Source organism: Paenibacillus sp. USHLN196 (assembly GCF_037144955.1).
Taxonomy (GTDB): domain Bacteria; phylum Bacillota; class Bacilli; order Paenibacillales; family Paenibacillaceae; genus Paenibacillus; species Paenibacillus xylanexedens_C.
Window position 1 is genome coordinate 49832 of record NZ_JBBCYH010000010.1, and the last position, 12325, is coordinate 62156.

Sequence of the window (12325 nt, forward strand, 5' to 3'; positions counted from 1 at the left end):
CTTTTTTGATATGTGTAATTCCAAAATGATTGTCTGGATTTATAAGATATGCTCATATATAATATGGGAATAAAATGGATAGAAAGGGGATATAGGGAATTGAAATTCAGTGAGATGACTCAAGACAGCTGGGCTGAACTGCAACTCTATCTGGATACATGCCTTATTCCATACACAGCTCTTAGCGGTGAGCAGTCGCCAGTTGAAGCTACCGAGGCACTGGAGCGGCTGAGAGATTTTTTGGATATGGTCGAAATTCCTTTCAAAGGGAGAATCATGACTTATCCAGCCTTTCATTATGCTAATTCGGAAATGTCAATGACATTAAATTCCTTGTCCGCCCAGCTTAAATCTTCAGGATTCAAATATGTGGTTATTATGTCATCTGATGGTCAGTTTGAGGATATGGAAATTCCATCTGCTGATTTGGTTTTGAGCCGATTAACATTAACTCGTGAGGTCGGAGAAGAGGGGATTGCGAGATATGTCGGGGAGAAAATACGAGAGTTGTGGAAAAAGTGAGTTTTATGTGATAAATGTGACAATTTTACAACACTTTTTTAATAACGCTTACAATTGAACCTTAAAAATGTGTGACAAATTCTTGACGGTGTTCTAGGGCTACTATATGATTATGTATGTTCTAGTAAGTCGTGGAATTTATGAAAATGAAAACGTTTGAGAGAGTTGGCTGAAAAAGGGGGTTGGAGACAGTATGAGCAGTGAGCATGACCAGCACGAAGCTTCGATGAAATTGCCAAGCCGCATGGAGATGTCACGCAGGCAGTTTTTGACGTACACGCTTGGTGGAGCTACAGCCTACATGGCCGCCGGTGCAATTCTTCCCATGGTCCGTTTTGCGGTGGACCCGATTTTGCAGCATAAGGGAGAAGGCACCTCTGTCAAAGTAGCTGAAATCAGCAAAATTACGAATGAACCTCAAGAATTCACCTTTGAACTTCAACAACAGGATGGTTGGTATCTGAGTAATGCATCGTTGGTGGCTTGGATTCGCAAAGATGAGCAGGGTAAAATTTATGCGCTCTCACCTATCTGTAAACATCTGGGATGTACAGTGGGCTGGAATAGTGACAAAAGTTATCCTGACGAGTATCATTGCCCCTGCCATGGCGCGCACTATGACAAGGAAGGGAAGAATCTTGCCGTAGCCCCCAAACCGCTGGATGAGTACGTAGTTAAGGAAGAGCAGGGTTGGGTATATCTGGGCGACATTGTTCCGAACACCCGAGTGAATTAGGAGGCGTGAACGCAGATGTTTAAAAATGTCTATGACTGGATTGACGAGCGTCTCGACATCACGCCAATTTGGCGGGACGTTGCGGATCATGAAGTTCCAGAGCATGTAAATCCGGCTCATCACTTTTCCGCATTCGTGTACTGCTTTGGTGGATTGACGTTCTTTATTACTGTTATTCAGATTCTGTCAGGCATGTTCCTGACCATGTATTACGTACCTGATATTATCAATGCTTACGCAAGTGTGGAGTATCTGCAGACCAAAGTAGCCTTCGGCCAAATTGTTCGCGGCATGCACCACTGGGGAGCCAGTCTGGTTATCGTAATGATGTTCTTACATACGATGCGTGTGTTCTTTACAGGCTCTTACAAGGCACCGCGAGAAATGAACTGGGTTGTCGGCATGCTGATCTTTTTCGTCATGTTGGGCCTGGGGCTCACAGGGTACTTGCTACCATGGGATAACAAAGCCTATTTTGCAACAAAAGTGACACTGGAGATTGCCAACACGGTTCCTTGGCTGGGACCAATTATCAAAGAATTCCTGCAAGGCGGTACGATTGTTGGTGCACAGACACTAACCCGATTCTTTGCCCTGCACGTATTCTTCCTCCCCGCTGTGCTTCTGGTGCTTCTGGTCGGACACTTTATCATGATCCGCAGACAGGGCATTTCGGGACCACTATAAACTGAGAAGGGAGGAATCGCAATGGCTCACGGACATAAGAAGGATGATGAGGAAAAGGTTATCTTTGTCGGTGATTCACGCGTCCGTAAAGGGGCGGGATTCATTACCCCGCCTGATTACACGGCGTATCCCGGCAAATCAGAAGCCTTTATCCCCAACTTCCTGCTGAAAGAATGGATGGTTGGTGTCGTTGTATTGGTAGGGATTTTGGTTCTCACGATCTCAGAACCTGCACCTTTGGGATATCCGGCCAATCCGAGCGCATCCGTTATTCCCATGCCGGACTGGTACTTCCTTTTTCTGTATCAGTATCTGAAGTATCCATACGCATCAGGCGATTACGTCCTGCTCGGGGTACTGGGAGTCAGTGGAGTCGCTTTTGGAGCTTTACTGCTTGCACCGTTCCTGGACACAGGCAAGGAGCGACGTTTCTATAAACGTCCCATAGCTTCATCGTTGATGATTTTGTCGGTCATTGCTGTATTTTACCTGACGAACGTGGCATGGACGCACTACAAGCATGAGTTGGAAGCGACAGGACAGAAGCCTGAACATATTCAGCGTGAGGAAGAAGCGCTGGAGAGGCATGAACAGGGGCTTCCACCCATTTCCAATGCACCTGGACAGCAAGAGGAAGTGGCCATCGTGGAGCAGGATGACCCTGCAATGGAAACGTACAAGAAGGCCGGATGTATTGGCTGCCATGCGGCTGATATGAAGGGCGCAACTGGACCTTCGCTTCGAGGCATAGGTGACAAGCACAGCCAGGAAGAGATTCTGACCATTATCAAAGAAGGCTACAATGCAATGCAGCCTCAGTATAATAATGCTATTGCTCAAGGTGTTACGGATGAAGAGATTACTCATCTGACCGAATGGCTTGCGAAACAGAAAGCAGAACAGTAAAATCGAAATAACCAATGAAACCTGATCGTTTATGCGGTCAGGTTTTTTGAAGTGTTTTTGATGCAGCACGTTATCGTGCAAAACATGTGAAGAAGGAAGGGGCAGGGAACGTGGCTTTATCGTTTTTCTGGAGTAGGGAATTTCTAACGAATCGTTATTTCCTGTGGCTTTTGTTTTGGTGTAATGCGGTAGGAACGGTATACGGTTACATCTGGTACGGTGATCAAATGAAAATGACGCTGGCCGAGCAACCGGTGTGGCAGATCGTATTTGTTCCGGATAGCCCGACGGCGAGTTTGTTTTTCACCTTAGCGTTGCTATGGATCCTGTATCCACCAAGGTCCATCATTATTAAACGGATTGGACATGTGATTCAGGCGCTTGCCGTAGTCACATCTGTGAAATATGGCGTGTGGGCCGTATCCATTATTTTCGCTGGGTGGATGCAAGGGGGTACACAGCACTGGCAAGACTGGATGTTGATTGCTTCGCATAGTGCGATGGCCATTGAAGCTCTTATATATGTGCGGTTTTTCGGCTTCCGCTGGGCAGCCCTTATCGTTGCAGGTCTTTGGACGCTTTTGAACGATACGATGGATTATACATATGATATTTACCCTTGGTTGCCCGCCTCCCTCTACGATCATGTAGATGGCGTACGCAATTTCACTTTCGGGCTGACGCTAGTGAGTATACTGTGTGCTTGGCTTGCGCTGAGACAAGCGAAACGAACCTGATATCCGATCTTGAGCTTGTTCTAAGGAACTGCCCGCCGCCATACATTGATGGTGGGGGGGATGTCCATGAAGGGAACGTTCAGGATCAAGACTGGCTTATTGGTGGTATCGTTCATGGCTCTGCTGCTGTGGACGAACTTAGCATATCGTGTATCCGCACACAGTGAAGGATTGAATTCGAGTTCAGATCAGCAAGTGTCCACAAGCAATTCAATTGCACAACTGAATGAAGAAGCAGCCATATTGTATCGTCAGGCACTTGAGAACAATATTGAAGAAGTGCGAGGAAGCATTCTGCGCATCAGTAAAAGTCTGGAGCATATCTCTTTTGAGGGACAAACGACAGTAGAGGGCATTCATGCCTTGTCCGAAACCATAGTTGAAGTGAAACAAGCCATTGTGAAGGTGAAGAATGATGATGCCTCTCTTCAGCAGTCCTCTGCCAAACTAAGACTTGCAGCAGACAGTCTCGCAAATCCGACCAAGCCGTTATGGCTTCAGTATTATAAAATCGTGAAAAACGATCTGGATGCTTTATCTGCTGCTACAAATCAGGGTCAAACTGCGGCCGTGCTGGCAAACCGCTACGCCGTTCTGGAGGAACATTACGAGACGATTCGTCCTGCCGCACTGATTCGCCGTGAACCGTATGAGATTGCTCAGATGGATGCCTGGTTATCTCATACCAAAGGGCTTACCACTGCAAAGCAGCCAGATCTAGCTCAGTTAAAGAGCATGGTGGGCCATGGTGAGGAACTGGTGAACCAGTTATTTGGTCGGGAGAAGGACGAGAGTGCCTTCGTACCGTTTGTACAGGGTCCGGATCGCAGGGCCGCCGGGTTGCTTATTAGTTCGGTCATTGTGGCAACGCTAAGTTATGCCGGATACCGTAAATATCGTGCACAGCAGCAGGGTATATTTCCTTTTCGGCGCTAATAGGACATGAACCTGATCCCTGATCCTCGTATATTAAAAAACCTCTTTTCACATAAACAGCCACTATAACGGCTCTTCATGCGAAAAGAGGTTTTGTTTTGTCTCTGTGTAGTACATCAACTTTCTTTGAAACCTTCTCCATGTACATCATGAACATCGCTGATGATGACAAAAGCTCTAGGGTCAATGGAACGTACAATCGTCTGCAATCGCCTGAACTCTTGCCTGGATATAACACAGTAGGCCATGTGTTTGGCCTGTTTAGAGTATGCGCCAATGGCTGGAATGAGGGTAACACCACGATCCATCTCCCGTGTGATTTGATCCGCAATCTCGGGTGCATGGTCACTGATGATCATAAATGCCCGGGCGGAATATGCACCTTCCTGAATAAAGTCGATGACTTTGGAGGCGATAAATACCGCTACGAGCGTATACAGAATTTTTTCCTTGGGGATGTAGATGAGAGAGAGCCCGATAATGACGAAATCAATGCCCAGTAATACTCGCCCCATACTCCATCCATACTTGCGGTTGAGAATACGAGCAATGATGTCTGAGCCGCCCGTCGTTCCGCCCCAACGGAATACAATGCCAAGACCGGCTCCAAGGGTAACACCTGCATACAGGGCTGCGAGCAGGAGGTCATTCTCGGTATGTAATGGTTCAATCCAGCCCCAATGAATCAATTTCTCGAACAACCACAGAAAAACGGTCAATGCCCCAATCCCGATACCGGTATAGATCATCTGTCTGCCGCCCAAAACTTTAAGCCCGATCAGAAATAGAGGGACGTTAAGAATCAGCGTTGTGAGTGAAGGTGAAATGCCGAATGCATAATTGATCAGCACCGTAACCCCGGTGAGACCACCTTCCATAAGCTGGTTGGGGATAATGAAATAGAGGAGCCCGAAGGCATATAAGGCTGTACCCAGCAGGATGGGCAGAACCAGTTTGACTTGAACCCAGGTTTTGGCAGTGCTCATAAGATCCCTCACTGTAGATGAATTAGAATGAGAAGCAGTCATTCCCATCTTAGTATACCTGTTTATTGATTCTTTAAAAATGATTTGTCCTGATGATGGTGGAAGTGAATCTAAATAACTGATATTATTAGGAACAAATACGACATCATTTCAAAAGGAGAATCCGTTCTCATGGAGAAAAGCATCGCAGAAATGCAGCGTGAGGTTGATCAGTATATCTCCCAGTTCAAGGAGGGATATTTCAGTCCTCTGGCCATGTTGGCCCGAATGTCTGAAGAGGTTGGGGAGCTTGCCAGGGAAGTGAATCACGAGTTCGGTGAGAAGCCCAAGAAGTCTTCCGAAGCCGCCAATTCCATTGAACTTGAGCTCGGAGATATTTTATTTATCACGATTTGTTTTGCGAACTCGCTGGGTATTGATCTGGCTGAGGCGCACGATAAAGTCATGCATAAATTTAACACCCGCGATGCCAATCGGTGGACTCCCAAAAACACCGATTAGGCGTAGATTACATATGCTGTACCATCACCCGATCGGGGAGGGTCAGCTTAATGATGAAACCGGAAGAATATATGCAGCAGGCTTATCGCTGTATATTGCAAAATGATTTTGAGCAGGCCATTCGTTGGTTCGAATCAGCCATTCATGCTCATCCGCAGCATGCGGAGTTATATTATCGCTGTTCCATTACCCACGCACGTAGCAATCATCTGGTTCCGGCGCTTGAATATGCGCGCAAGGCGGTTGCAATGTCGGCAGGAACAGAGGAATATATTTTGCACCTGCAGACATTGGAAGCAAAACAATTGACCTCCAGAGCCAAGCTGTTGTTGGAGCAGGGGGGGATTGCAACACAGGAGCGTTATGTGGAAGCGTCTACGCTGTTGAAAGAAGCGGTGAGACTTGATCCTCTTTCAGTAGAAGCTCATGTCATGCTATCACTGGCTTACAGTGACTTAAATGAATTTGATTGTGCAATTCAGGTGTTACGTGAGGCCATCTTATTGGACCCGCAGAACGGACAGCTGCATCAGATGTTACAGGAAATCAAGCAACGTATGAAATCTATTCAATAAGAATTCATTTCACAAGGGTATCCAAGTCAAGTTGAAATGGATTCAACCATATGATCCAATATAGCGAGGAGATGCAGTCAAGATGAGTGAAGTAATAAGAGTTGCCGTGATCGGAGCGGCTGGTCGAATGGGCCGTGAAGTCGTGAAATTGGTACTTCAGGACCCGGAACTGGAGCTTGCAGCTGCAGTCAACCGCTCCGGTGCGGGCACCGATGCCGGAACACTTGTTGGTTTGCCAGAGTGTGGAGTACTGGTGACTGATGATATCGAAATGGCCTTTGCCGAGACAAAACCTCAGGTCATGGTTGATTTTACAGTGCCACAATATGCTTTTGCACATACTGAGATCGCGATCCGTCATGGAGTTAGACCTGTGATGGGTGTTACCGGCTTCACGCCGGAGCAGATCGAACAGTTGGACAAGCAGTGTCAGGACAAAGGAATCGGAGGGCTTATTGCCCCTAACTTCTCGATCGGTGCCATTTTGATGATGCGATTCGCAGCACAGGCTGCCAAGCATATGCCGAATGTGGAGATCATTGAATATCACGGAGATCAGAAGCTGGATGCTCCTTCAGGAACAGCGATCAAAACAGCGGAACTGATTGCTGCTAATCGTGAAGAACTTCGTCAAGGTAATCCGAATGAGGAAGAAACGATTGAAGGATCACGCGGCGGTTATTACAATGGCTTCCGAATTCACAGTGTACGACTACCTGGCGTATTTGCGCAGCAGGAAGTGGTATTCGGAGATTATGGCCAGTCGCTTAAAATTCGGCATGACTCCTATGAACGTGCGGGGTATATGCCTGGTGTTAAGATTGGCGTACAAAAGGTTATGGAATATACAGGACTCATCTACGGATTTGATCACTTTATCGACTAAAGGAGATTGTCATGTTGAAAATAGCATTTATCGCCCATGATCGCAAAAAAGAAGAGATGGTTAACTTCGTGACGGCATATGAGCCTGTCTTTACAGACCATCAATTGTACTCGACTGGAACAACAGGGCTTCGTATTATGGAAGGAACCTCGTTGCAGATTCATCGATTCGAATCAGGCCCATTGGGTGGAGATCAGCAGATTGGAGCTTTGGTTGCGCAAAATGAGATGGATCTGATTATTTTTCTGCGCGATCCACTGATGGCACAACCACACGAGCCAGATATTAATGCGTTGCTGCGTCTTTGTGATGTGCAGGGAATTCCACTTGCTACAAATATCGCAACTGCTGAAATCCTGGTTAAGGCTCTGGATCGTGGCGATTTCGGCTGGAGAGAACTGGTACATAAATACAAGCCGGAGGCTGGACTGAATTCAGGTGATTCCGAATGAGTCTGGATATTCTCATCTTTGGAGCACATGCGGACGACGCGGAGATTGGTATGGCTGGAACCATTGCCAAACATACCGTTGCGGGCTTGAAAGTAGGCGTGTGTGATCTGACTCGGGCTGAGATGTCTTCCAACGGAACAGTAGAGCGCAGAACCGAGGAAGCGGAGCAAGCCTCCCGCGTCCTCGGTCTTTCGTGTCGAACGAATCTAGCTCTGCCTGATCGGGGATTATATCTCACGCCTGAGCATGTTCAGGCGGTAACGGCTGAGATACGCCGTCATGCCCCTCGGGTGGTGTTTGCTCCCTATTGGGAAGATCGTCATCCGGATCATGTCAATTGCAGCAAGCTGGTGCAGGAGGCTGTATTTAATGCCAAGCTTCGGAACTACATGCCGGACATGCCTGCCGTACAAGTGAAGGAACTTTATTTTTACTTTATTAATGACATTGGACCTACGGATTTGATTGTGGATATTACGGAACACTATGAGCAAAAAGAAACTTCGTTGCTCTGTTATCGTTCCCAATTCGAACTGGGAGACGGAGCGGTCTCCACACCATTGAATCAAGGGTATATCGAGCGTGTAAGAGCTCGTGATTCGTTGCTGGGACAACGCAGTCTCATCCCGTTTGCAGAAGGTTTTGCTACAATCACACCTTACGTGATTCAACAATTTGGCACAGCTGCCCAATAAATGACTTTACATTGTACGAGTTAATGAACGAATCGTTTCATTATTCCGTTGCATTTACATCAACCTGCATTACGCGGGAGATCAAAGGAGCGTCCACCGGATGGATCAAAAGTTAAAAATCGGCATTACCTGTTATCCGTCCCTCGGAGGGTCTGGGGTTGTCGCAACGGAGCTGGGCAAATTGCTTGCCGAACAGGGACATCAGGTTCATTTTATTGCTAACAGTATCCCGTTCAGACTGGGTACATTCCAGAAAAATATTTTTTATCACGAAGTTGAAGTGAACGATTATTATGTTTTCCGTTATCCCCCTTATGATCTGTCACTGGCTACCAAGATGGCTCAGGTGGCCAAGTCACAGCAACTAGATCTGCTGCATGTTCATTATGCCGTGCCTCACGCAGTATGTGCCTTTCTCGCGAAACAGATGGTAGGGGATGGCCTCAAAGTGGTTACCACGTTACATGGAACCGATATTACGGTTTTGGCTCAGGATGAATCTCTGAAGGATCTAATCCGTCTGGCCATTAATGAAAGTGACGCGGTCACTGCAGTGTCACAAGATTTGATTCGTGAAACGGTAGAATTGCTGGATATTCAGCGTCCAATCGATTTGACCTATAATTTTATTGATAAACGAATATATTATCCGCGGGATGCTGCCAGCCTGCGGAGAGACTTCGCTGCGCCAGAAGAAAAGATATTAATGCACATCTCCAACTTCCGACCGGTGAAAAGAACTCAGGATGTGGTAGAGGTCTTCCGTCAGGTACAGGAGCAGGTGCCAGCCAAACTGCTATTTGTTGGTGAAGGGCCTGATTTGCCGAAGATGCAGTGGAAAATTAATGATCTCGGCTTGAATGATAAGGTTCATTTCCTTGGCAAACAGGATGACATCGCTCAGGTCATCTCCATGGCGGATGTGTTGATGCTTCCATCGGAGAAGGAAAGTTTCGGACTTGTGGCGCTCGAAGCAATGGCTTGCGGTGTACCCACGATCGGTTCACGGGCCGGAGGAATTCCGGAACTGGTCTTACATGGTAAGACGGGTTTCCTATCCGCAATCGGGGATACACAATCCATGGCCGAGAACACCATCCGTTTGTTGACGGATGACCGTTTGGCTGCGGAGTTCAGGGAGGCATGTCTCCAGCGCGCGCATCATGATTTTTGCAATGATGCCATACGGCATGAATATGAACAGATTTACTACCGGGTGCTGGGAAGGGAAGTTCCAAATCTGAAACCGGTTTGCGGTTAATCGTTGCTTGGCGAAATCATACTGTGCATACCACAACAGGCAAGAGAAGAGGTGATATGTGGTGGTTCAATGGACACAGGTAGATCGTGAAATGGCAATTCAAAGTGAGAATGTACTCACAAGATTAAATGAACAGGGCTATAAGGCATATTGGGTGGGCGGTTGTGTCCGTGATGAATTGCTGAGACGAGTTGTAGACGATATGGACATCACGACATCAGCTTCTCCTCAGCAAGTCATGGAATTATTCGATGATTGCATTCCTACGGGCCTGCAGCATGGAACGGTGACAGTGCGTTCAGGCGGCTACTACTTTGAGGTTACCACGTTTCGAACAGAATCCGAATATCAGGATAACCGCAGACCTGCTGCGGTTCAATTTGTCCAAGATATTAAGGAAGACTTACAGCGGCGTGACTTCACGATGAACGCTCTTGCCATGGATGTCACTGGGACAATTGTTGATCCCTTCGGTGGACAGGCAGATATTAAGGAAGAGCGAGTCAGATGTGTGGGCTCTGCGTTGGAACGATTTGGTGAAGATGCACTCCGGATGCTTCGCTGTGTTCGGTTTGCTTCGGTATTTAATTTCAAAATCGCCCATAATACGTGGAAGGGTCTTGTTAGGCAGAGAGACCTGCTTCAACATATAGCGATGGAACGGGTACGAACCGAGATGGTAAAAATGATGTCGGGTCCGCATCCATTGAGAGGGTTGGAGCTGTTATACAGAAGTGATGCGCTTGCACATATCAAAGCGCCAGTTAGTTCGGCTCGCTTCAACAAGACGTTGTTATCCAATCTGGAACAATTGTCAGGTGAGCATATATTACTTCGGTGGTCACTTATCCTGATTGCTGGCGGGTTTAGCAAAGATGAAGCAGATGTTTTATTACGTCAGTGGACATTCTCCAATGAACATCGCTCCCGGATCGCAGGAGTACTTCAGGTAGAGCAGTTGATTCATTCATCAGTTCAGGAAAAGAAGGACACGGCCAGCTTGCGATCCGATTGGATTGTTACTGTTCTGGCTTCGGGCGTTCAGGCTGCGGATGATTGGCTTAGGATACAGTCGCTGTTGCCAGCTGGGTGGCGGAATCAGTCTGACCAAGCAGAAGTGCAAGTCGTTGTGGTTCAAGACCTTGCTGCCGAATGGAGTCAATCCATCCCTGTGCATGACTTGAAAGAACTGGATATCACAGGTGAACAAGTGTTGCAGATGGTGCAGCGTAAAGGCGGACCTTGGCTAGGACAACTAATGAAACATTTGTTAAGAGAAACGGCGATTGGAACGATAGCGAATCAGCATGAAGCGCTAAGCGCAGAAGTGAAGCGGGTGGTTCAAGATGACCAAGCATGAAGATCTGTTACATATGTTATTGAATGCTGAAGGACGATTCGTTTCGGGTGAGGAGATCAGCCGTAATCTATCCATTAGTCGGACTGCTGTGTGGAAACATGTGAACAAGTTGCGTGACATGGGCTATGAGTTCGAGGCTGTATCCCGCAAAGGGTATCGTCTGGTTACCAAGCCGGACAGCATTGACGCCACTGCCCTTCAATTGGCACTGGACACAACTGTATTTGGCCGTAAGGCCATTCTGCTGACCACGACCTTGTCTACCCAAGGGGATGTTCTGAAGCTAGCTGAGCAGGGGCAGGGCGAAGGCGCTGTAGTCATTGCGGAAGAACAAACCGGGGGAAGAGGCCGTTTTGGTCGAAAGTGGTTCTCTCCTCCGGGTAAAGGAATCTGGATGAGCGTCCTGTTGCGCCCTGATTTACCACTTCAGCACACGCCGCAGCTTACTTTATTAGCAGGTGTAGCTGTATGTCGTGCGGTAAGGGCTTGTACAGGAGCTGATGCAGGCATCAAGTGGCCAAATGATCTGTTGATAGATGGACGCAAGGTGTGTGGCATATTGCTTGAATCCACGGTGGAAGATCATGAAGTCAGATACTGTATTGCAGGTATAGGTGTGGACGTGAACTTTGATCCCGATGATTATCCGGAAGATCTGACTACAATCGCTACTTCGCTCAAGATGGAGACGGGCCAATCCGTTGATCGCACCAAGCTCACGGCTGCCATTTTGACGGAATTGGAACAACTGTATTTTTTGTATCAAAAAGAAGGATTCGGTGTCATCTCAGCTCTTTGGGAGGCCCTGTCCGTATCGATGAATCGAGAGATTTCAGTGACGAATCCTCAAGGTATCATTGAAGGGAAGGCAATCGGCTTGGACCCTTCTGGCGCACTTGTTGTGGAGAAACATAATGGAGAACATGTACTCGTCATTTCTGGTGAGGTCTCCTGGAAATCGTAGACATTTGTCGAATTTTCACTGGTAAAATGAACATAAGACGTGAAGTTTGAGCAGAACTTTGGTATACTGTGTTCGTGAGGCGATATCGGCTGTTACAGACCGAATTGCACTCCGGCAAAAG

Annotated in this window: 15 protein-coding genes; 14 read left to right on the forward strand and 1 reads right to left on the reverse strand. The window is 47.3% G+C overall.

What is annotated here, in order from left to right:
- Positions 1 to 99: 99 nt before the first annotated feature.
- The 6 genes from WFI24_RS22480 (at position 100) to WFI24_RS22505 (ending at position 4524) form a co-directional block, all read left to right on the forward strand.
- Complete coding sequence (locus tag WFI24_RS22480; RefSeq protein ID WP_336764366.1) at positions 100 to 522, forward strand: DUF2487 family protein; 423 nt, start codon at positions 100 to 102, stop codon at positions 520 to 522.
- Positions 523 to 715: 193 nt separating this feature from the next.
- On the forward strand, positions 716 to 1258 hold the full coding sequence (locus WFI24_RS22485; RefSeq protein ID WP_145322451.1) for a QcrA and Rieske domain-containing protein: 543 nt from the start codon (positions 716 to 718) through the stop codon (positions 1256 to 1258).
- Positions 1259 to 1273: 15 nt separating this feature from the next.
- Positions 1274 to 1945, forward strand: coding sequence for a menaquinol-cytochrome c reductase cytochrome b subunit (qcrB, locus tag WFI24_RS22490; protein ID WP_017687726.1), 672 nt, complete (start codon positions 1274 to 1276; stop codon positions 1943 to 1945).
- A 21-nt stretch (positions 1946 to 1966) separates the two neighbouring features.
- Positions 1967 to 2851, forward strand: a complete 885-nt coding sequence (locus WFI24_RS22495) for a menaquinol-cytochrome c reductase cytochrome b/c subunit (RefSeq protein ID WP_336764371.1) — start codon at positions 1967 to 1969, stop codon at positions 2849 to 2851.
- Positions 2852 to 2961: 110 nt separating this feature from the next.
- Positions 2962 to 3588: a DUF1405 domain-containing protein gene (locus WFI24_RS22500; RefSeq protein ID WP_336764373.1), complete on the forward strand. Its 627-nt coding sequence runs from the start codon at positions 2962 to 2964 to the stop codon at positions 3586 to 3588.
- A 66-nt stretch (positions 3589 to 3654) separates the two neighbouring features.
- The gene (locus WFI24_RS22505; protein WP_336764375.1) at positions 3655 to 4524 is read left to right on the forward strand and encodes a sporulation protein YpjB; all 870 of its coding nucleotides are present in this window, start codon (positions 3655 to 3657) and stop codon (positions 4522 to 4524) included.
- Between the two features lie 116 nt (positions 4525 to 4640).
- On the opposite strand, the gene WFI24_RS22510 is transcribed toward WFI24_RS22505, so the two are convergent.
- The gene (locus WFI24_RS22510) at positions 4641 to 5510 is read right to left on the reverse strand and encodes a YitT family protein (RefSeq protein WP_336764377.1); all 870 of its coding nucleotides are present in this window, start codon (positions 5508 to 5510) and stop codon (positions 4641 to 4643) included.
- A 171-nt stretch (positions 5511 to 5681) separates the two neighbouring features.
- Between WFI24_RS22510 and WFI24_RS22515 the strand changes: the two genes are divergently transcribed.
- The 8 genes from WFI24_RS22515 to WFI24_RS22550 all read left to right on the forward strand — a co-directional run bounded on the left by WFI24_RS22515 (position 5682) and on the right by WFI24_RS22550 (position 12204).
- Complete coding sequence (locus WFI24_RS22515; RefSeq protein ID WP_017687732.1) at positions 5682 to 6011, forward strand: nucleotide pyrophosphohydrolase; 330 nt, start codon at positions 5682 to 5684, stop codon at positions 6009 to 6011.
- Between the two features lie 50 nt (positions 6012 to 6061).
- Positions 6062 to 6586, forward strand: a complete 525-nt coding sequence (locus WFI24_RS22520) for a tetratricopeptide repeat protein (RefSeq protein WP_336764380.1) — start codon at positions 6062 to 6064, stop codon at positions 6584 to 6586.
- Between the two features lie 82 nt (positions 6587 to 6668).
- Positions 6669 to 7472, forward strand: a complete 804-nt coding sequence (dapB, locus tag WFI24_RS22525) for a 4-hydroxy-tetrahydrodipicolinate reductase (protein ID WP_145322440.1) — start codon at positions 6669 to 6671, stop codon at positions 7470 to 7472.
- Positions 7473 to 7483: 11 nt separating this feature from the next.
- Positions 7484 to 7924, forward strand: coding sequence for a methylglyoxal synthase (gene mgsA / locus WFI24_RS22530; RefSeq protein ID WP_145322438.1), 441 nt, complete (start codon positions 7484 to 7486; stop codon positions 7922 to 7924).
- Positions 7921 to 8619: a bacillithiol biosynthesis deacetylase BshB1 gene (gene bshB1, locus WFI24_RS22535; protein ID WP_336764383.1), complete on the forward strand. Its 699-nt coding sequence runs from the start codon at positions 7921 to 7923 to the stop codon at positions 8617 to 8619. Before mgsA ends, bshB1 begins: the two co-directional genes overlap by 4 nt.
- 100 nt (positions 8620 to 8719) lie before the next feature.
- The gene (bshA, locus tag WFI24_RS22540) at positions 8720 to 9880 is read left to right on the forward strand and encodes an N-acetyl-alpha-D-glucosaminyl L-malate synthase BshA (RefSeq protein ID WP_336764385.1); all 1161 of its coding nucleotides are present in this window, start codon (positions 8720 to 8722) and stop codon (positions 9878 to 9880) included.
- A 61-nt stretch (positions 9881 to 9941) separates the two neighbouring features.
- Complete coding sequence (locus WFI24_RS22545) at positions 9942 to 11240, forward strand: CCA tRNA nucleotidyltransferase (protein WP_336764387.1); 1299 nt, start codon at positions 9942 to 9944, stop codon at positions 11238 to 11240.
- On the forward strand, positions 11227 to 12204 hold the full coding sequence (locus WFI24_RS22550; protein ID WP_336764389.1) for a biotin--[acetyl-CoA-carboxylase] ligase: 978 nt from the start codon (positions 11227 to 11229) through the stop codon (positions 12202 to 12204). The genes WFI24_RS22545 and WFI24_RS22550 overlap by 14 nt, the downstream gene beginning before the upstream one ends.
- Positions 12205 to 12325: the final 121 nt, after the last annotated feature.